The sequence below is a fragment of the Lactonifactor longoviformis DSM 17459 genome (genome assembly GCF_900129135.1).
In the GTDB taxonomy this organism is placed as follows: Bacteria; Bacillota; Clostridia; order Lachnospirales; family Lachnospiraceae; genus Lactonifactor; species Lactonifactor longoviformis.
Genome location: NZ_FQVI01000001.1, coordinates 108,381 through 128,295, shown reverse-complemented (window position 1 = coordinate 128,295; position 19,915 = coordinate 108,381). Strand labels below are relative to the sequence as shown.

17 protein-coding genes and 1 riboswitch are annotated in these 19,915 nt (G+C 46.0%); of the genes, 13 read left to right on the top strand and 4 right to left on the bottom strand.

Going from position 1 to position 19,915, the window contains the following annotated elements:
- Positions 1-17: 17 nt before the first annotated feature.
- On the top strand, positions 18-275 hold the full coding sequence (locus BUA56_RS00485; protein WP_072848205.1) for an HPr family phosphocarrier protein: 258 nt from the start codon (positions 18-20) through the stop codon (positions 273-275).
- A 52-nt stretch (positions 276-327) separates the two neighbouring features.
- On the opposite strand, the gene BUA56_RS00480 is transcribed toward BUA56_RS00485, so the two are convergent.
- Positions 328-756 (bottom strand): metal-dependent transcriptional regulator, encoded by a 429-nt coding sequence (locus BUA56_RS00480; RefSeq protein WP_072848204.1) that lies wholly within the window; start codon positions 754-756, stop codon positions 328-330.
- A gap of 98 nt (positions 757-854) precedes the next feature.
- Between BUA56_RS00480 and BUA56_RS00475 the strand changes: the two genes are divergently transcribed.
- Positions 855-1,097 carry a FeoA family protein gene (locus BUA56_RS00475; RefSeq protein ID WP_072848201.1) on the top strand — a complete coding sequence of 81 codons (243 nt, stop codon included), beginning with the start codon at positions 855-857 and terminating at the stop codon, positions 1,095-1,097.
- A complete protein-coding gene (gene feoB, locus BUA56_RS00470) occupies positions 1,087-3,207 on the top strand; it encodes a ferrous iron transport protein B (protein WP_072848199.1) in 2,121 nt (706 codons plus the stop codon). The genes BUA56_RS00475 and feoB overlap by 11 nt, the downstream gene beginning before the upstream one ends.
- Here feoB and BUA56_RS00465 read toward each other — a convergent pair.
- Entirely contained in the window at positions 3,176-3,838 is a 663-nt protein-coding gene (locus BUA56_RS00465) for a Crp/Fnr family transcriptional regulator (protein ID WP_072848197.1), read from the bottom strand. The genes feoB and BUA56_RS00465 overlap by 32 nt on opposite strands.
- Positions 3,839-3,984: 146 nt before the next feature.
- On the opposite strand from BUA56_RS00465, the gene rd reads away from it, so the two are divergent.
- From rd to BUA56_RS00415, 10 genes are all read left to right on the top strand, one after another.
- Positions 3,985-4,143 carry a rubredoxin gene (rd, locus tag BUA56_RS00460; RefSeq protein ID WP_072848195.1) on the top strand — a complete coding sequence of 53 codons (159 nt, stop codon included), beginning with the start codon at positions 3,985-3,987 and terminating at the stop codon, positions 4,141-4,143.
- A 130-nt stretch (positions 4,144-4,273) separates the two neighbouring features.
- Positions 4,274-5,443 (top strand): FprA family A-type flavoprotein, encoded by a 1,170-nt coding sequence (locus tag BUA56_RS00455; RefSeq protein WP_072848193.1) that lies wholly within the window; start codon positions 4,274-4,276, stop codon positions 5,441-5,443.
- Positions 5,444-5,552: 109 nt separating this feature from the next.
- Positions 5,553-7,442 (top strand): DNA helicase RecQ, encoded by a 1,890-nt coding sequence (gene recQ / locus BUA56_RS00450; RefSeq protein WP_242946699.1) that lies wholly within the window; start codon positions 5,553-5,555, stop codon positions 7,440-7,442.
- 428 nt (positions 7,443-7,870) lie between these two features.
- Entirely contained in the window at positions 7,871-8,419 is a 549-nt protein-coding gene (gene ispF, locus BUA56_RS00445) for a 2-C-methyl-D-erythritol 2,4-cyclodiphosphate synthase (RefSeq protein WP_072848191.1), read from the top strand.
- Between the two features lie 28 nt (positions 8,420-8,447).
- Entirely contained in the window at positions 8,448-10,004 is a 1,557-nt protein-coding gene (locus tag BUA56_RS00440) for an ABC-F family ATP-binding cassette domain-containing protein (protein ID WP_072848189.1), read from the top strand.
- A gap of 328 nt (positions 10,005-10,332) precedes the next feature.
- Positions 10,333-11,667, top strand: a complete 1,335-nt coding sequence (gdhA, locus tag BUA56_RS00435; protein WP_072848187.1) for an NADP-specific glutamate dehydrogenase — start codon at positions 10,333-10,335, stop codon at positions 11,665-11,667.
- Positions 11,668-11,808: 141 nt separating this feature from the next.
- Positions 11,809-12,771: a 4-hydroxy-tetrahydrodipicolinate synthase gene (gene dapA, locus BUA56_RS00430; protein WP_072848185.1), complete on the top strand. Its 963-nt coding sequence runs from the start codon at positions 11,809-11,811 to the stop codon at positions 12,769-12,771.
- 89 nt (positions 12,772-12,860) lie between these two features.
- Complete coding sequence (locus BUA56_RS00425; RefSeq protein WP_072848183.1) at positions 12,861-13,571, top strand: ABC transporter ATP-binding protein; 711 nt, start codon at positions 12,861-12,863, stop codon at positions 13,569-13,571.
- Complete coding sequence (locus tag BUA56_RS00420) at positions 13,559-15,130, top strand: putative ABC exporter domain-containing protein (RefSeq protein ID WP_072848181.1); 1,572 nt, start codon at positions 13,559-13,561, stop codon at positions 15,128-15,130. Before BUA56_RS00425 ends, BUA56_RS00420 begins: the two co-directional genes overlap by 13 nt.
- Positions 15,131-15,207: 77 nt before the next feature.
- Positions 15,208-15,286, top strand: a riboswitch (ZMP/ZTP riboswitch).
- A 63-nt stretch (positions 15,287-15,349) separates the two neighbouring features.
- Positions 15,350-16,525, top strand: a complete 1,176-nt coding sequence (locus tag BUA56_RS00415) for a phosphoribosylaminoimidazolecarboxamide formyltransferase (RefSeq protein WP_072848179.1) — start codon at positions 15,350-15,352, stop codon at positions 16,523-16,525.
- A gap of 47 nt (positions 16,526-16,572) precedes the next feature.
- Here BUA56_RS00415 and BUA56_RS00410 read toward each other — a convergent pair whose 3' ends face one another.
- Together BUA56_RS00410 and BUA56_RS00405 are read right to left on the bottom strand one after the other, a co-directional pair.
- Positions 16,573-16,944 (bottom strand): ArsR/SmtB family transcription factor, encoded by a 372-nt coding sequence (locus BUA56_RS00410; RefSeq protein WP_072848177.1) that lies wholly within the window; start codon positions 16,942-16,944, stop codon positions 16,573-16,575.
- Positions 16,945-17,035: 91 nt separating this feature from the next.
- The gene (locus tag BUA56_RS00405; protein WP_084067523.1) at positions 17,036-19,768 is read right to left on the bottom strand and encodes a heavy metal translocating P-type ATPase; all 2,733 of its coding nucleotides are present in this window, start codon (positions 19,766-19,768) and stop codon (positions 17,036-17,038) included.
- Positions 19,769-19,915 lie beyond the last annotated feature (147 nt).

Genomic DNA, 19,915 nt, shown 5'->3' with positions numbered 1-19,915 from the left:
TGGAGAGGAGAAGGAACATGACAGAATTTCAATATAAAATCAGTGATGAATTGGGATTCCATGCAAGGCCGGTAGGTCTTTTGGTTGAATTAGTAAAAGGAATGGATACGGCTGTCACCATTACAAAGGATGGGAATACAGTAAGCGCCGACCAATTGGTGGCTCTGATGACATTAAATGTGAAAAAGGGTGATGTGATAACCATAACACTGGAAGACGACTGTGATGAGGCTGAACTGGAGAAGGTGAAGAAATTTGTAGAGCAGACCTTCTAATTCAGCGCTGCAAAGCATGCGGGCCATTTTCCCGGGAGAAGATGGCCTCTTTTTAATGCTCATTTTGGTGTTTTTCCAAAAAAAGCTTCATATTCCATATGGTTTGACTGTCAATAAAGTGTTCTACCTTTTCAACCTGCTCCAATTCGCAGGAGGAATGGTTAAGATAGCAGAAGAAGCGGTGTAGAATCTCATGGCGGAAGAGAAGATACCCGCCAAGACTGGCGCCTTTTTCTGTCAGGGATATGATGCCGTACTTCTCAAAGCTCACAAGCTCCTGGCGTGCCAGATTCGTTACCATTCTGGAGGCAGAGGAAGGCTTGACATTCAGGGCCTCAGCCAGGGCTGTGATCCTTAAGTCCCTTTTTTCCTGATGCATACGGTAAATCATTTCCAGATAATCCTCCATTGCCGAAGTAATCTGGCTTTTTTCCATGCGTGCATACCCTTTCAGCGTAAAGAAATCATTTGACTTGTCCATGATGTGCCTCCCTGTAACAAAAATGTAGGTAGAAACATATATTAGGATATGGAAACATTGTTGCATAATACTAAATGTATGTGAAAGGGGACGAATGTATGACAGGGTTAAAGCCATTAGATAGGATGGAACGTGGAGAGACTGGTATTGTCTGTGAGATGCACTCAGAGGACAGATTACGCAGGAGGCTTCAGGATATGGGGCTGATTCAGGGAACCTGTGTGGAGTGTGTGGGAATCAGTCCTCTGGGGGATCCGGCCGCTTATCTGGTGAGAGGTGCAGTGATTGCCCTTAGAAAAGAAGATTCCAACTGTGTACTGGTAAGAAGCTATGAGTGCTGAGAACAGATGGAAGATTGGGCTTGCGGGAAATCCGAATGTAGGGAAAAGTACCGTGTTTAACCAGCTTACCGGATTAAAACAGCACACAGGAAACTGGCCTGGAAAAACAGTGGTGAATGCAAGAGGAACATTTTCGTTGAACGGGGGAGAAGGGCTGCTTGTGGATATTCCAGGTTGTTATTCTCTTATGGCCCATTCCCAGGAAGAGGAGGTTGCCAGGGACTTCATCTGTTTTGAGGAGCCGGATGGAGTTGTGGTAGTGTGCGATGCTACCTGCCTGGAGCGAAACCTGAACCTGGTTCTGCAGATTACCGAGATATGTCCCAGAGTGATGGTCTGTGTCAATCTAATGGATGAGGCCGGGAAAAAGGGGATCACCATTAACTTTTCCCTTTTGGAGGAGCTTTTGGAGGTTCCGGTCGTACCGGTAACAGCCAGATCCAACAAAGGCCTTTCGCATATGGTTGAACTGCTTGGCAAAATGCTGACAGAAGAGGAACAGGAGCGGACAGTCCTGAGATACCCGGAGTATGTGGAAAAGTGCGTGGAAAAGCTGGAAACGGCGGCATGTGGGTTGATAACAGGTTCGGACAAAGAAAACGGTGTGGATATCTGCTCCCTGAAGCGAAAGAGACGGTGGCTTTGTGCCAGACTGCTGGATGGGGACGAAAGTTTAATGGATTCTGTGAAGAAGTATTTCTGCCTCTCCGGGGAGGAGGAAGAAGTATTCTCCCGAGCCCGGGAAGAATGCCTGGGAGAACTGGAAGAACAGGGGATTACTGTAAAACAGCTGCAGGATGATATGGCGGCAGTGTTTGTACGGAAGGCAGAAGAGATTGCAGGAAAAACGGTCCGGTACAGCGGTTCCTCGTATGCAGGGAGAGACCGGAAGCTGGATTGGCTATTTACCAGCAAGGCAACCGGATTTCCAATTATGTTTTTGGTACTTTTGGGGATTTTCTGGCTTACCATTTCCGGCGCTAATTATCCCTCCCGTCTTCTCAGCACAGGGTTTACGGAAGCAGGAGAGAAGCTTTTGCATCTGCTTGAGCATGCCGGTGCGCCTTCGCTTCTGTCGGGTATACTTGTGCAGGGAGTGTACCAGGTAGTTACCTGGGTCATATCAGTGATGCTGCCCCCCATGGCAATTTTCTTTCCGCTTTTTACACTGATGGAGGATTTTGGATATCTTCCCCGGGTCGCCTTTAATCTGGATCGGTGCTTTAAGAAATGCTGTGCGTGCGGAAAGCAGGCCCTGACAATGTGTATGGGTTTTGGGTGCAATGCCGCAGGAGTCGTGGGGTGCAGAATTATCGATTCGCCCAGGGAACGCCTGATCGCGATTTTGACAAATAATTTCGTACCGTGTAACGGAAGACTGCCTGTGATGATTGCTATTATCTCCATGTTTTTTGTGGGGGGAAGCTACGGGATTGGAAGCTCTTTTCTGTCCGCATGTCTGCTTGCCGGGATGATTCTGCTGGGAATCTTTATGACGCTGCTGGTTTCCAGACTCTTATCAAAAACCATATTAAAAGGAATTCCGTCTTCTTTTGCGCTGGAGCTGCCTCCTTACCGGAGACCACAGATTGGAAAGGTTATCGTCCGTTCTATATTTGATAAAACGCTGTTTGTGCTGGGGAGGGCAGTCCTTTTTGCTGCACCCGCAGGAGTTCTGATTTGGGTATTGGCGAATGCAGAGGTGTCCGGACAGTCTCTGTTGTACTACTGTACGGATTTTCTGGATCCCTTTGGGAAGATGCTGGGGATGGACGGGGTAATCCTGATGGCATTTATTCTGGGGCTTCCGGCTAATGAAATTGTAATGCCTATTATTATAATGACCTATCTGGCACAGGGGACCCTCGTTGATATGGAAGATCTGACCGTTCTGAAAAGTCTGCTGACAGAGCATGGATGGACCTGGATAACCGCTGTCAGTACCATGCTTTTTTCTCTGCTCCACTGGCCCTGTTCTACTACCTGCATGACAATATATAAAGAAACAAAAAGTCTGCGGTGGACCGGGGCTGCTATCCTGATACCTGCGGCGGCAGGGATCCTAGTGTGCTTTTTGTTTACGCAGTTTGCGGGTCTGACAGGAGTGTAATCCGACGCTTTTCTATCTCTAGTATGCCTTCCTCTTTCATTTTTTTGATTTCTCTTACCATGGCACTTCGGTTTACAGACAAAAAATCTGCAAAGTCTATCATGGAAAAGGGGAGGGTAAAAGCAGTGCTCTGGTATTTGGCGGACTGCTGGCGGAAAAAGCACAGAAGCTTTCCTCGGATAGAACGCTGGCTCAGAACTTCGATCCGTTCACTGAGGAGACGTGATTTTTCCGATAACAGGCGGAGCATATTCCGTATCAGTTGTGTATGGCAGGGGCATACTTTTGCACAGTTTTGAATCAGGTGGTCATAATCAAGAAAGAGAATCCGGCAGTCTTTCTGACAGAGAGCAGTAATGCAGGCATATTCCGGGAGATAAAAAGCAAGAGCTTCCCCGAAGATATCTCCGGGAGCCAATTCTTCCAGAATTGTCCGGCTTCCGCTGTATTCATAGCGGACCACAGAGACTTTTCCCTGAAGAATGATTCCCACAGACTGCTGGCTCCCTCCATAGGTGTAAATTATGTCCCCTGAGTGAAAGGCGGCCGTATAGGACTTCATACAGGCGAACATTTTTTTGCAGTCCGGATCGGATATGTTTTGAAAAAGTGCTGTTGCTGTGGTATTCATGAAGGAACCTCCTAGTTTATAAAGTTTTTATTATTATAGAGGATGTATGTTGCAAATGCAACAGAAATTCAAGAAAATATTTGCTATAGTATAAAAGCAGTAAAAAATACGAAAAATATTACAAGATTCTTAGGAGGTTAAGACATATGAAAAAATATATTTGTGAACCCTGCGGCTATGAATATGATCCGGAGGTAGGAGATCCGGACGGCGGAATTGAGCCGGGAACCCCTTTTGAAGATCTGCCGGAGGATTGGATTTGTCCGGTGTGCGGATTGGGAAAAGATGTATTTATAGAAGCATAGCAGACAACCGTGTGTCCGGGGCGTATGTCTCCGGGCACATTTTTTATTCCGGACTTTATGAAACGGCAGAAATAGTGTATAATATGGGGTAGAATTGTTTAAAAGTACGAATCAGAGGAGGCCATACATTATGAATGTAGTAGAAGTAAAAAAGGATATATATTCAGTGGGAGCGGTGGACTGGAATGTGAGAAGCTTCCACGGATACTCCACCAACAGCGGAGCCACATATAATGCCTATTTAATAATGGATGAAAAGATTACGCTGATTGATACCGTAAAAGCGCCGTTTGCAAAAGAGCTGCTGGACAGGATCCGTGAGATTGTGGAACCAGAGAAAATTGATTACATAATATCTAATCATGTTGAGATGGATCACTCGGGTGCGCTTCCCCAGGTAGTAAAGGCAGCGCCCAATGCTACTGTGATTACCTCAGACCCTAACGGAATGAAGGGATTATCAGCCCACTACGGGAAAGAAATCAAATATCAGACAGTAAAAGCGGGGGATACCCTGGAGATTGGCAAAAGAACTCTGACTTTTGTTGCCACACCCATGCTTCACTGGCCGGATAATATGGTAACCTATTGCCCGGAAGATAAGATTTTGTTTTCGAATGATGCCTTCGGACAGCACTATGCATCCAATATGCGGTTCGACACACAGGTGAACCTGGATGATGTATACAGAGAGGCTAAAAAATATTACGCGAATATCCTTATGCCCTACGGTGCCCAGGCAAGGAAAGCGCTGGAGATTGTAAAAGGACTGGATATGGAAGTAATTGCACCCAGCCATGGCGTTATCTGGACAGAGCATATCGGAGACATTCTGGAAAAATATGAAGAATTTGCCGGAGGCGGAACAAAGAAGAAGGCCTGTATTGTCTATGATTCTATGTGGCACTCCACAGAAAAGATGGCCTTTGCTGTCGTGGAAGGATTCTCAAAGGCTGGAGTGGGGGCTCATCTGTATGATCTCAAAGATAATCATATCTCCGATATTATGACGGATCTTCTGGACGCAGAATACATAGCCGTTGGTTCCCCTACGCTGAATAGTCAGATGATGCCCACAGTAGCAGGTTTCCTGTGCTATATGAAAGGCCTGGCCCCGAAAAAAAGGAAAGCAATTGCTTTTGGATCTTACGGCTGGGGCGGACAGAGCATTAAGCAGGTATACGAAGCGCTGGAGGGAATGGGCTGCCAGATGCTCCTGGACCCTATCCGGCAGATGTATATTCCTACAGATGAAGATCTGAAACAGGTGGAAGAGACCATTACTTCTATTATAGAGTAACAGAATCAACAGCAAAGGATAAAGCTTCTCTCCGGGAGCGATGCTAAGTTCCCGGAGAAGAGTTTGGAAAGGATAGAATTTGCAGCTGCAGGAAGAAAAATATCATATATTGAAGCAGTATTTTGGCTATGATGAATTCCGGGAAGGTCAGGAACTGCTGATTGACAGCGTGCTGGGAGGCCAGGACACGCTGGGTATCATGCCTACGGGAGCGGGAAAGTCTGTCTGTTATCAGATTCCGGCTCTTTTATTTCCAGGAATTACTCTTGTAATATCACCTCTTATCTCCCTGATGAAAGATCAGGTGGGAGCCTTAAACCAATTGGGTGTCCACGCAGCTTATCTGAATAGTTCTCTGACTGCTAATCAATATTATAAGGCGCTGAATTACGCCAGGAATAACAGATATAAGATCATCTATGTCGCGCCTGAGCGACTGCTTACGGAAGAATTTCTTACTTTTGCCATGGAGGCAGAGATTTCTATGGTGGCGGTGGATGAGGCACACTGTGTATCTCAATGGGGACAAGATTTCCGTCCAAGTTATTTGAAAATCGTAGAATTTGTAGAAAAACTTCCGAAACGGCCGGTGATATCTGCCTTTACCGCCACTGCAACGAAAGAGGTGAGGGACGACATTATAGATATACTTATGCTGATAACGCCTACTGTGCTCACCACAGGGTTTGATAGAAAAAATCTTTATTTCGGAGTGCTGCAGCCTAAGGACAAGTTTCAGGTGGTGCGTGACTATGTAAATAGTCGCAGAAGTGACAGCGGCATTATCTATTGCGCCACCAGGAAAGTGGTGGAGGAGGTATGTCAGCGGCTGAAATCAGACGGAATTCCGGTGACCCGGTATCATGCGGGCCTTGGAGACAAGGAGCGGCGGGAAAACCAGGATGATTTTATATATGACCGGTCTCCCGTTATGGTGGCCACCAATGCCTTTGGAATGGGGATTGATAAGTCTAATGTGCGTTATGTTATACATTACAATATGCCGAAAAACATTGAAAATTATTACCAGGAGGCCGGAAGAGCCGGAAGGGATGGGGAGCCGGCAGAATGTCTGCTTCTTTACAGCGGCAAAGACGTAGTGACGAACCAGTTCTTTATTGACAACAATACGGATAACCAGGAGCTGGATCCGGTTACTCTGGCTATTGTTCAAGAGAGGGACAGAGAACGGCTGCGGAAAATGACGTTCTATTGTTTTACCAATGACTGCCTGCGGGACTATATACTAAGGTATTTTGGAGAATATGGAGAAAATTACTGTGGAAACTGTTCTAACTGCCTCAGTCAGTTTGAAACCGTGGATGTCGCAGAGATAGCTCTTTGCTTGGTGGAATGTGTTAAAAGCTGTGGTCAAAGGTATGGGGTGAACGTGATTATCGACACGGTACATGGGGCAAATACAGCAAAAATCCGGAATTACCGGATGGATGGAAATCCTAATTACGGGAGATTGGCAAAGGAACCTGTCTATAAATTGAGACAGGTTATCAATCACCTGCTGCTAAATGAGTATCTTGCAGTTACCAATGACGAATATGCAGTTGTCAAGCTGACCGAAAAATCGGAGGATGTGCTGGCCTGCAACGTGCAGATTACCATGAAGATGGCTAAAGTACAGGAACGCCAGACGAAGGAAAAGAAGGGGAAGAGAACGGCAAAGGGAGCTTCTGCCGGATTGCCAGGGGCTGAATTTACTGAGGCAGACGAGCAGCTTTTCCAGAAATTGCGGGAGCTAAGACTAAAGATTGCCAGAGAGGAGAAGGTACCGCCATATATTGTTTTTTCTGATAGGACATTGACACTTATGTGTGTTTTAAAGCCAGAGACAAAGAGTGCAATGTTGTCAGTTACAGGAGTTGGAACGTTTAAATATGACAAATATGGGAAACGTTTCATCGACTGCATCAGAGAAAATACGCCGGCGGCTGTGGACAGTGAGGATTCCATGGGGGCTGATTGCCATGCCCGGATAGAATAGTTCCGGCATGGCAATCGGTGCTGAAGATGCTATCCTAATTTCAACGATAGAAGGGGGAAACAATCTTGACCAAGCGAAAAGAACTATTGTCTAAGGATTTGCAATGCGGAGACCACTTTAGGCCGCGATGAGGCTGGATCCTTTTATGTCAAAAAGCCAAATGTCCGTTTTACATCTGACATACTTTCCTTCAAACGACAGTTAGATTTGCTGGCATCTCAAAAGGCGGTCTATGATATCTCGAAAGCCAGCCTGGAACATCTTCAGCAAAGTTTGAATGACATGGTTCGTGCATAATGAAATATATATCCATTGGATTTGTCCCGCCTTCCACCCTTTAATAAAGTATGATATAATCTTCGGGGGTAATAATAGGAAAGATAGAGCTGATTGCAGTATTAAATGGAAGATAGAACAGGAGGAAAATCATGCGAGTAGGAATGGGCTATGATGTTCATAAATTAGTAGAAGGCCGCAGGCTGATCCTGGGCGGAGTGGAGATACCCTGGGAAAAAGGCCTGTTGGGGCATTCGGATGCAGATGTGGTGGTGCATGCTATTATGGATGCTCTTTTGGGAGCTGCGGCACTCAGAGATATCGGAAGACATTTCCCGGATACGGATCCCCAATACAAGGGAATTTCCAGCATAAAGCTGCTGAAGGAAGTAGGCGCTCTTCTGGAAAAAGAGATGTATGTGATTAATAATATAGATGCCACAATTATCGCACAGAAGCCCAAGCTGATGCCCTTCATAGATCAGATGGCAGCAAATGTGGCTGCCGCCCTTCATCTGGAGGAAAATCAGGTCAATATTAAGGCCACCACGGAGGAGGGACTGGGCTTTACCGGAAGCCAGGAAGGAATCTCTGCGCATGCTGTCTGTGCCCTGACTTCTGCCCTGGACTATATGAGGGATGACAGGATGGGCGATAAAGGATGCCAGGGGTGTCCGGGTTGTAAAAAAGAGGGGGTATAGCAGCCCCCGGAAGAACTAAGGAGAAGAGATGAGTATTTTAAATGTACAGCATCTGTCCCATGGGTTTGGTGACAGAGCCATCTTTCAGGACGTTTCGTTCCGTCTGCTGAAAGGCGAGCATATAGGGCTGGTAGGTGCCAATGGAGAGGGAAAATCTACCTTTATGAATATTATCACAGATAAACTTATGCCGGATGAAGGGAAGATTGAATGGGCCAAGAACGTACGGGTAGGGTATCTGGATCAGCACACAGCACTTGAAAAAGGGATGACTGTCAGAGATGTTCTAAAGTCGGCGTTTTCTTATTTGTTTGAAATGGAAGAACAGATGAATCAAATCTGTGACCGCATGGGAGATGCCTCCCCAGAAGAACTGGAAGTTATGATGGAGGAGCTGGGAACCATTCAGGACACTCTTACAATGCACGACTTTTATGTAATTGATTCCAAAGTAGAAGAGATTGCCAGAGCACTTGGATTGGAGGATATTGGCCTGGACCGGGATGTGATGGAGCTGAGCGGCGGACAGCGGACGAAGGTGCTGCTTGGGAAGCTGCTTCTGGAAAAACCGGATATCCTGCTTTTGGACGAGCCTACGAACTATCTGGATGAGGTTCATATCAACTGGCTGAAGAGGTATCTGCAGGACTATGAGAATGCATTTATCCTTATTTCCCATGATATTCCTTTCCTAAACAGTGTGGTGAACCTTATTTATCATATGGATAATCAGGAGCTGAACCGCTATGTGGGAGATTATGATAAGTTCCTGGAAGTTTATGAAGTGAAAAAAGCACAGAGGGAGGCTGCATACCACAGACAGCAGCAGGAGATCCATGAACTGAAAGACTTTGTGGCCAGGAATAAGGCGAGAGTTGCCACCAGAAATATGGCAATGTCCAGGCAGAAAAAACTGGACAAGATGGATCTGATTGAGCTTGCCAGGGAGAAGCCCAAGCCGGAGTTTTACTTCCGGACGGCCAGAACTCCCAGCCGTTTTGTCATCGAGACAAAGGAACTGGTGATTGGGTATGAGGAACCACTGTCCAAACCTCTGGATTTGGCTGTGGAGAGAGGGCAGAAGATAGCCATGACGGGGGCAAACGGAATTGGGAAAACAACCCTGCTGAAAAGTATCCTGGGTTTGATTCCCCCTCTTACCGGAAAGGTTCATCTGGGGGATTATCTGGAAATTGGATATTTTGAACAAGAGATGCCCAGGGATAACCCCAATACCTGCATCCAGGAGATCTGGAATGAATTTCCTTCCTATACACAGTATGAGGTACGGGCAGCACTTGCAAAGTGCGGTCTGACTACAAAACATATCGAAAGTCTGGTGAGAGTGCTCAGTGGAGGGGAGCAGGCGAAAGTCCGTCTCTGCAAGCTTTTAAACAGGGAAACCAATATTCTGCTTTTGGATGAGCCAACCAATCATCTGGATAAAGACGCAAAAGAAGAATTAAAGCGTGCACTGAAGGAATATAAGGGAAGTATACTAATGGTCTGCCATGAACCTGAATTTTATGAGGGGCTGGTGACAGATGTGTGGGACTGCGCCAAATGGACAACCAAAATATTATAGTGGATTTTTAATAAGAAACCTTACGGTTTAGGAAAGATATGACGCACAAAATGTTTGCCGAAATGCATAAATTGATAATGAAAAATGTAAAATGGACAAAAGTCCGTGTGAGGAAAAATCTCTAAAAGGGCTGTGTGCGGAAAGGCAAATAGTGCTAACATGCATAAAATTAGGATTGATGAGTCAAAACCCGAAGAAAATCAACTTTTTTTCTGCTGAATATTTGCAAGTTTCTAATTAAAAACTTGCAAATATTCCCAGTCCGATATATAATACAATATGGACGAAATTTAGTATTGAAATGTATTATAATCTAGGAGGAAAAGTCATGTCATACGTTGATGAGGTAATTGAAGCCGTTGTTCAGAAGAATCCCGCAGAACCTGAATTTCATCAGGCCGTAAAAGAAGTGCTGGAATCTTTAAGAGTTGTAGTAGAAGCAAACGAAGAAAAATTCCGTAAAGACGCATTGTTAGAGCGTCTTGTTGAGCCGGAAAGACAGTTTAAATTCCGTGTTCCCTGGGTTGACGATAAAGGACAGGTTCAGGTTAACACCGGATACAGAGTACAATTTAACAGTGCAATCGGACCTTATAAGGGAGGTCTTCGCCTGCACCCATCCGTAAATCTTGGTATTATCAAGTTTCTGGGATTTGAACAGATATTCAAGAACTCATTGACAGGACTTCCCATCGGGGGAGGCAAAGGAGGATCTGATTTTGATCCCAAAGGAAAATCAGACAGAGAAGTTATGGCTTTCTGCCAGAGCTTTATGACAGAGCTGTGCAAATACATCGGAGCGGATACTGACGTTCCTGCCGGTGATATCGGTACGGGAGCCAGGGAAATCGGTTATATGTTCGGACAGTATAAGAGAATCCGAGGCGTGTATGAAGGGGTACTTACAGGCAAGGGCTTATCCTACGGCGGTTCTCTGGCCAGAACAGAGGCTACCGGTTATGGGCTGCTGTATCTCACAAAGGAGATCCTGAAGCTTAACGGGAAAGACATTAAGGGTATGACTGCTGCTGTATCCGGTTCCGGAAATGTGGCAATCTATGCGATTCAGAAAGCTCATCAGCTGGGAGCAAAGGTAGTTACCTGCAGTGATTCCACAGGATGGATCTATGATCCGGAAGGAATTGATGTCGCTTTGCTGAAAGACATCAAGGAAGTAAGGCGTGCAAGGCTGACAGAATACAAAAAAGCAAAGCCGGGCGCAGAATACCATGAGGGAAAAGGGGTATGGAGCGTTAAGGTTGACCTGGCTCTTCCTTGTGCGACTCAGAATGAATTACAGCTGGAGGATGCGAAGCAGTTAGTAGAGAATGGCTGCATCATGGTGGCTGAAGGCGCTAATATGCCTACGACAATGGAAGCAACAGAATATTTACAGGAAAAAGGCGTAATCTTTGCCCCGGGCAAGGCTGCCAACGCAGGCGGTGTTGCCACTTCCGCACTGGAAATGTCTCAGAACAGCGAGCGGCTGAGCTGGAGCTTTGATGAGGTAGATGAGAAGCTGCAGGGCATTATGGCAAGTATTGCTAACAACATTTCTGATGCGGCCAAGAAGTATGGATTCGAGGGCAATTACGTAGTTGGCGCAAACATAGCGGGCTTTGAAAAAGTAGTGGACGCCATGAATGCACAGGGCATTGTATAAATAATTGGAAAAAAGGGTTCTGCGGACTGCAGGACCCTTTTTATTTTAAATAATATTAACATAAGTTAGCCTACTCTTTACACAATTTTAGTATCCGGATGTGTATAATTTCTACTAAATAAAAAAGGGAGGATACATATCTTGAAAAACACAATATTTAAAGGTGTGGGCACCGCACTGGTTACACCCATGAAAAAGGACGGTTCCGTCAACTTCCAGGTCTTTGGGGAGTTATTGGAAAGGCAGATAAAAGAGAACGCGGATGCCGTTATTATTGCGGGCACTACAGGAGAGGGATCAACGTTAACAGATGAGGAGCATATAGAATTAGTAAAATATGCGGTGAAAAAGGTGAAAGGGAGGCTGCCTGTAATCGCAGGGGCTGGCAGCAACAATACCAGGCATGCGGCAGAACTTTCAAAACAGTGTGAAAGGGCCGGAGCCGACGCTCTGCTTCATGTAACACCGTATTACAACAAAGCGTCCCAGGAAGGCTTGTACCTGCATTTTACAGAGTGTGCCAGGTGTACAAAGCTTCCGATTATTTTATATAATGTGCCCTCAAGGACAGGCGTTAATATATTCCCAGCAACATACAAACGTCTCAGCCAGGTGGACAATATTGTGGCAGTGAAGGAAGCAAGCGGCAACTTCTCCCAGATGGCCAAGATAGCTGCGCTCTGTCAGGGTGACCTGGATATCTATTCAGGTAATGATGACCAGATCACATCTGCGCTTGCTCTGGGAGCGAAGGGAGTGATTTCTGTGCTGTCTAATATCATCCCTGAGGATACCCACAAGATCTGTTATGAATACTTCCGGGGAAACAGCGGCGAGAGTGATAACCTGCAGCTAAGATACCTGGAGCTGATTGAGGCATTATTTTTGGATGTCAATCCCATTCCGGTCAAACAGGCAATGAGAGCCATGGGATTTGAAACAGGTCCCTGCAGGCTCCCGCTGTGTGATATGGATATTACTATGGCTGAAAAAATGTATACGGTACTCTGCAAATATGGGCTGTTGGAGGAGGGGATGAAGATAGGTTCCGTCACTGTACACAGACCTTATAATTCAGGAGTGCCTTTGACTAGAAATATGTAAAACAGAGCGTATATATATTTGACATTCCCAGAGGCTTATTGTATTATATTTATAATACAATAAGACAGTCAAAAGAGAGGGGACAATATATGCTGGAAGTAATGCATTTGACGAAGAAATACAGAAAGACGCTGGCGGTAGATGATGTCAGCTTCTCAGTTCCGGACGGCAGTATCGGTATCCTGCTGGGGCCGAACGGAGCCGGGAAATCTACGATTATTAAAAGCATTGCAGGGCTTTTGAGATATGACGGAGAGATCCGGATTCAGAATTTTCCGGGAAGATCCCCTGAGGCAAAGAAAGTATTCGGATATGTTCCGGAGATTCCTGCTATGTTTGATGCCCTTACCGTTGCAGAACATCTGGAATATATCCGCAGGGCTTACCAGTCGGACATCACGGACGAGGAGACAGGGGCTTTATTAGCCCGGTTTGAGCTGGAGGATAAGAAGGATAAATTGGGAAATGAGCTGTCCAAGGGAATGATGCAGAAGGTGAGTATCTGCTGTGCCCTTGCGGTAAAGCCCAAGGTAATGCTTTTTGATGAGCCTATGGTAGGTCTGGATCCCAAGGCAATCAAAGAGCTAAAGGACGTGATTCAGGAACTGAGCAGGGATGGCGTAACTATCTTGATCAGCACCCATATGCTGGAGATGGTAAAGGATATATGGGAGGTTATGTTTGTTATGGATAAAGGGAAAATCCTGGCCTCCTATACCCGGGAAGAGGCGGCACACCGTGACATTGATGAACTGTTCTTTACGATTACTGAAGGGGAGAAGGGCATATGCAAGGATTGATCTATCTCTATAAAACAGCAGCGAAGAACCGTATCTTAAAAGCCCTCCGCAGGCCGGTGACCTATGTGTACCTGGTAGGCGGCATCGCTTACGTTACTATGATCGCCAGTTTTTTGGTTCAATGGGCCGGCCGTATAGGGGCAGACACTCCGGAAGGCCTTGTAACCGGGCTTTCCCTTCTGGTACTATTCTTAATGCCCTCAAGTTTTGCCACTTATGCAAAGCGAAAGGGGATCGTATTTAAACCAGGGGACATACATTTTGTATTCACCTCTCCGGCCAGCCCTAAACTGGTCTTATGGTTTACGCAGATAAAACAATATCTCCTGGGATTCATACTCTACCTGACGGTTTCGATTGTGGGTATCCTGTTTTTTCATATTGTTCCCTGGAAGATGTTTTTGTATTTTGTTTTTTCTTTTATAGTTGAAAATATACTGGAAGGAAGTCTGGTGATTCTCCTGTATGGAAATGAAAAGTTATCAGAGAATACACTTCGGTGGCTGGCCCGCTCCCTCTGGTGCATCCTGGGACTCTTGGTTTTGTTCGGTGCTTTTCTGATTTTTACTAAGGAGCTTTCTTTTCAGTTGATTACCGACTTTTTAGGCCACCCGTTTCTCTTATGCATTCCTGTGATCGGGTGGAATCTGGCAGCTATACGGCTTTTGCTGCTGGGCCCTACGGTGGTGAACGTTATTTGTTCTGCTGCCTATATAGCTGCAGCACTCCTCTTGCTGGTTTGCGCCAGGAGGATGAAGTGTACCGGAGAGTATTATGAGGATGCGGTAAAGTTCTCCGATGATTATATGGAAACCGTAAAACGAAAGAAGTCAGGGGATGTGGTAGGGCCGGGTCCAAAGGCAAGATACAGGAAGGCCAGCGTAACCTATAAAGGCGGATATGCCAGGGCCATTTTTTACCGGCAGCTTCTGGAATATAAAAAGAACAAGTATTTCATTTTTAACCTTTATACCTTATTTGCGTTTCTGGGGGGCCTGGGGATTGGCTATTATTGCTACAAGACAGGGACCCCGGGCAGTATCAAAGGCTATTATGTGATTCCCGGGGTGGGGGCATACCTGACGCTTATTTTCAGCGGGTATGCCACAAAGTGGTCAAAGGAAATGAAGAATCCATATACGTACCTTATTCCGGATCAGCCTGTGAGAAAACTGTGGTACGCCACAGCGATTGAGCATGTGCGGTCCCTTATAGACGGGTGTCTGCTGGCAGTTCCCGGTGTTATTATTATGGGATTTTCCCCTCTCACAGCAGTACTTTATATTCTCATCTATGCCTGTCTGCAGGCCAACAAGCTGTATATTAATATTCTGGGGGAGGTTCTTCTGGGAGATGTTCTGGGAGCTTTTGGCAAACAGATATTTCAGATGCTGTTCCAGGGGATCATTATGTGTATCGGTATTGCAGTCTGCGTAGTAGTTACAGCCCTCACAGGGGTCCAGGGCGGACTCCTCGGCCTTTTGATCTATGTGCTCATTGCAACAGGTGCCATTGCAACAGGAGGCTCTATTGCCTTCCAGAGAATGGAGGTCCTTTGAGCGAAGGCAGTTCAAGATTGTTAAATAATAAACTATAAAAAAGTTCTTGACGGATGAGGGAAAAAATGCTATTTTAAGGTTAGTTATACGACTGACGGAAGTGGAAGTAACCACATGAAGTATAATGATAATGAGCCGACCGTCTGGGCAAAGAGCCCGGATAGTAGGCTCTTTTCTATATCTATGAAACATAGTTAGAGAAAAAGGAGTGCAGATAAGATGAATGAATTAGAATTAAAGTATGGATGTAACCCCAACCAGAAGCCAGCCAAGATTTTTATGAAAGACGGCGGTGACCTGCCTATTAAAATCCTGAACGGCAAGCCGGGGTTTATTAACCTTTTAGATGCTTTCAACAGCTGGCAGCTGGTGAAAGAATTAAAAGAGGCTACAGGGATGGTAGCAGCAGCTTCTTTTAAACATGTCAGTCCTGCAGGCGCAGCCATTGCCGTGCCGCTGGATGATACCCTGAAAAAAATCTATTTCGTAGAGGGAATAGAGCTTACGGAGATGGCCACTGCCTATATTCGTGCCAGAGGTTCCGACAGAATGTCTTCTTACGGGGATTTTGTAGCTCTCTCTGACGAGTGCGATGAGCAGACCGCTTCTTTCCTAATGCGTGAGGTTTCAGACGGCGTGATTGCCCCCTCTTACTCTGCGAAGGCGCTGGAATTGCTAAAGAGCAAGAGAAAAGGAACTTATGTGGTAATTCAGATGGACCAGGATTATGTTCCTGCGCCTCAGGAGACCAAAGATGTATACGGAATTACCTTTGAACAGGGGAGAAATAATATTCTGGTAACAGAAAAGATGCTTCAGAATCTTCCTACAAAGGTAAAAGAAATGCCGAAGGAAGCAAAAAGAGATCTTTTGATTGCACTTATCACTTTAAAATATACCCAGTCCAATTCTGTATGCTATGTAAAGGACGGACAGGCCATTGGAATCGGTGCCGGACAGCAGTCCAGAATCCACTGTACGAGACTTGCAGGCAATAAGGCGGATATCTGGTTCTTACGGCAGAATCCGAAAGTGTTAAATCTTCCCTTTAAAGAAGGAATCAGAAGAGCTGACAGAGACAACGCAATAGATGTATATATATCCGATGACTATGAGGATGTTCTGGGAGACGGTGTCTGGAAAAATCTTTTCACAGAGAAACCCGAACCCCTTACCAGAGAAGAGAAAAAAGAATGGCTGAAGAAGATGGAAGGGGTCGCTCTTGGCTCAGACGCTTTCTTCCCATTTGGTGATAATATAGAAAGAGCCCACAGAAGCGGTGTAGCTTACATCGCCCAGGCAGGCGGGTCAGTAAGAGATGACAATGTTATCGAGACCTGCGATAAATATGGCATTGCAATGGCAATGACTGGAGTACGTTTATTCCATCATTAAATCCACTCTCACATAAATCCACCCCAATGGGCCGGAATGCGTTTCACTCATTCTTTAACGTGTTCCAGCCCCTGGGCCAGGATGGTGTAAACGTGTGCGTCGGCCAGGGAATAGAATACAGTCTTTCCCTCCCGACGGAACTTCACCAGATGGCTCTGCTTCAGTACCCGAAGCTGGTGGGAAATGGCACTTTGTGTCATGCCAAGCAGATCGGCAATATCACAGACACACATCTCCTGGGTAGACAGGGCGTACAGAATGCGGATTCGGGTAGGGTCCCCAAAGACCTTATACAGATCAGCCAGGCTGTAAAGAATCTCGTCACCTGGAATCTCATCCGGAGAAATATGGGGATGTATATGGTGGCCTTCGCATAATTCAATGTTGTCGTCAAGCTTGTTAGTTTCATTTACTCTCATAAGTATCTCCTTTGATACGTTTCAATAATTAGAACAGGATTTTCCTTACTACTTAGTGTAAAGGAAAATCCTGTTTTTTGCAATTGTGATATTATTTTTTATACAGGATACGAATAGCATTCAACACACAGAGCATAGCAACACCGGTATCCGCAAATACTGCCATCCACATGTTGGCGAAGCCTGCCAGCCCCAGAATCATGACAAGTATTTTAACTGCAAGGGCAAATACAACATTCTGCATGGCTATGGTTCCCGTAGCCTTGGCAATGGCGATGGACTGGGGAATTGCTTCCATGGAAGAGGTCATAAACACAACGTCGGCAGCCTCGATAGCCGCGTCGGCACCACTTCCCATGGCAGCGCCCACATCAGCGCCTGCCAGAACCGGAGCGTCATTGATACCATCTCCGACAAACATGACGCCTCCGTGCTTTTTACGGATTTCCTGTAGTTTTGTCAGTTTATCCTGGGGCAGGAGTCTGGCATGCACCTCGTCGATGCCGGTAGCTTTTCCTACAGCCTCCGCGCTTCCTGTGGAATCTCCTGTAAGCATTGCTGTTGTAATATGGTATTTTTTCAGAGACTGAATCGCATCCTTCGCCTCTTCTTTTATGGTATCTGCAATTATCAGATATCCTGCCAGTTTGCCGTTTAATGCAGTTAGCACTTCAGTACCGTAGTCTTCCTTAACGTAACCGGACAGATCTACATGGTATTCTTCCATAAGTTTTCGATTGCCGCAGAGGACTTCCCCCTGAGGCAGTGCGGCACAAATCCCCTTGCCGGATAATTCTTTTACCGCATCCGGGCGGACCACGGAAAGGTTTCTTTCAGATGCCGCATTGGTGATGCTTGTGCCTATGGGGTGAGTGGAAGAAAGTTCACAGCTTGCAGAAAGGGCAAGCAGTTCGTCTTCTGTTAAGTCACCAAGAGGAACAGCCTTTTGGAGCACAAAGTTCCCCTTAGTAATGGTACCTGTTTTATCCATAACTATGGCTTTGACATTTTTCATAGCCTCCAGGGAGACACCTCCCTTGAAGAGGATTCCTCTTTTAGAACCGGCCCCGATTCCAGAGAAAAAAGCGAGGGGAACACTGAGTACCAGAGCACAGGGACAGCTGATAACCAGGAAGGTAATTGCTGTATAAATCCAGTGGTTCCAGTTACCGGTAAACAGGGAAGGAATCACAGCCGTTCCCAGGGCCAGGCCTACTACCAACGGGGTATAGACCCTGGCGAATTTTGTGATAAATCTGTCAATCCTGGGTTTGCTTGCGGCCGCATTTTCCACAGAATCCAGAATACGGGTTACCATGGACTCCTCCAGCGGTTTTTCCACCCGTATCTTCAACTGGCCTGAGGTATTCACACATCCGGATATGACTTCAGATCCGGGTCCGGCTTTTACCGGCACAGGTTCACCGGTAACCGGTGAAGTGTCGATCCTGCTTTCACCCTCCGCTACAGTGCCATCCAGAGGAATTCTGTCTCCAGGACGGACCAGGAGAATATCCCCCGGCTGTGCTTCCCGGGCGGGAATCACCTGGATGCTGCCGTCTCCCATCTCAAGATTTACTACTTCCGGCCGCATATCCACAGCGTCCATAATTTGATTTCTGCTTCTCTCTACCGCTATGTGCTCAAATAACTCCCCTATGCGGTAAAAGAGCATAACACCCACAGCTTCTTTATAATCAGCGATGGCAATAGCAGCCAGAGTGGCAAGACTCATTAGAAAATTTTCATCAAAAATCTGGCCTTTGCTCAGGTTTTTCAGTGCAGTCAGTACGATTCTGCCGCCCAATGCCACATAGGATAATAAGAGAGCAGCCACAGAGGCAGAGGCATAGGAATTCTGAAGAAGTAGTCCTGCCACAAAAAGAACAGCCCCAATGCCTATTTCAATCCCGTCTTTCAGATTCCCGTTTGCTTTTTTTGCAGTCATCTCCCGGCGGGGGTTGGCAGAATCCCGGGACGTTACGATAACGCCGGATTCAATGGAACTGCAGATATCCTGAATCTGGGACAGAAGACGGAGTGGCGTCTGTCCTGTGACCTTTAGCTGTTTTGTCGCAAAGGTCAGGGTCGCGGAAGATACTCCTGGCAGCGCACGGATACGCTGTTCCATCTTGGCAGCACAGTTTGCGCAGTCAACATTTTCTACCAAAAAGATAACAGTACTTTCTTCTTTCGTACCTTTGGCTCTTGGTACAACCGTTACTTCAGACTCAATAGATGAACAAATTTCCTGCAGCCTGGGGAGAAGGTCTTCTGACTGGTGAGCAGTTATCCTGAGCTGTTTGGTAGCATAGATAATTGTGGCGTCTTCAACCTCAGGAAGCTCCCGGATTCTGGCCTCCATCTTAGAGGCACAGTTTGCACAGCCTAGATTTTCTAAAATATAAATCTGTTTGTCAGGCGCGCTTTGAGACAGATAGCAGGTACATTCATCCATGGGCAGTCCGCATACGGTACAAAGCGCATATGGCTCCGGGGCAAAATGTTCATGGTGTGAATGATCGCAGCCGCATTCCTCATGATTATGCTCCTGGTGCGCATGATCGCAGCCGCATTCCTCATGATTATGCTCCTGGTGCGCATGATCGCAGCCGCATTCCTCATGATTATGCTCCTGGTGCGCATGATCGCAGCTGCATTCCTCATGATTATGCTCCTGGTGTGAATGATCGCAGTCACATACCTCCTGATTATGCGCATGATGCTCATGTCCACAGCTGCATTCCGTGTGATTATGCTCCTGGTGTTCATGTTCTGAGCCGTAGTTTTTGGAAAATCCGTTTCGTTCATGTTCATGACTCATAGTATTACCCTCCATTATAGATATCGTAAAATAGAATCTTATATATTATTAACATATGAATAAGTGTTCATATGTTAATATAAACACTTTTTATGTGTTTTGTCAAGAGTTTTGAAGATAAATTATCTCAATTTAAGAATCACGTTT

Coding starts and splice junctions, on each gene's coding strand:
- BUA56_RS00485 (WP_072848205.1), top strand. CDS start 18: ATGACAGAATTTCAATATAAAATCAGTGATGAATTGGGATTCCATGCA.
- BUA56_RS00480 (WP_072848204.1), bottom strand. CDS start 756: ATGGACAAGTCAAATGATTTCTTTACGCTGAAAGGGTATGCACGCATG.
- BUA56_RS00475 (WP_072848201.1), top strand. CDS start 855: ATGACAGGGTTAAAGCCATTAGATAGGATGGAACGTGGAGAGACTGGT.
- feoB (WP_072848199.1), top strand. CDS start 1,087: ATGAGTGCTGAGAACAGATGGAAGATTGGGCTTGCGGGAAATCCGAAT.
- BUA56_RS00465 (WP_072848197.1), bottom strand. CDS start 3,838: ATGAATACCACAGCAACAGCACTTTTTCAAAACATATCCGATCCGGAC.
- rd (WP_072848195.1), top strand. CDS start 3,985: ATGAAAAAATATATTTGTGAACCCTGCGGCTATGAATATGATCCGGAG.
- BUA56_RS00455 (WP_072848193.1), top strand. CDS start 4,274: ATGAATGTAGTAGAAGTAAAAAAGGATATATATTCAGTGGGAGCGGTG.
- ispF (WP_072848191.1), top strand. CDS start 7,871: ATGCGAGTAGGAATGGGCTATGATGTTCATAAATTAGTAGAAGGCCGC.
- BUA56_RS00440 (WP_072848189.1), top strand. CDS start 8,448: ATGAGTATTTTAAATGTACAGCATCTGTCCCATGGGTTTGGTGACAGA.
- gdhA (WP_072848187.1), top strand. CDS start 10,333: ATGTCATACGTTGATGAGGTAATTGAAGCCGTTGTTCAGAAGAATCCC.
- BUA56_RS00425 (WP_072848183.1), top strand. CDS start 12,861: ATGCTGGAAGTAATGCATTTGACGAAGAAATACAGAAAGACGCTGGCG.
- BUA56_RS00420 (WP_072848181.1), top strand. CDS start 13,559: ATGCAAGGATTGATCTATCTCTATAAAACAGCAGCGAAGAACCGTATC.
- BUA56_RS00415 (WP_072848179.1), top strand. CDS start 15,350: ATGAATGAATTAGAATTAAAGTATGGATGTAACCCCAACCAGAAGCCA.
- BUA56_RS00410 (WP_072848177.1), bottom strand. CDS start 16,944: ATGAGAGTAAATGAAACTAACAAGCTTGACGACAACATTGAATTATGC.
- BUA56_RS00405 (WP_084067523.1), bottom strand. CDS start 19,768: ATGAGTCATGAACATGAACGAAACGGATTTTCCAAAAACTACGGCTCA.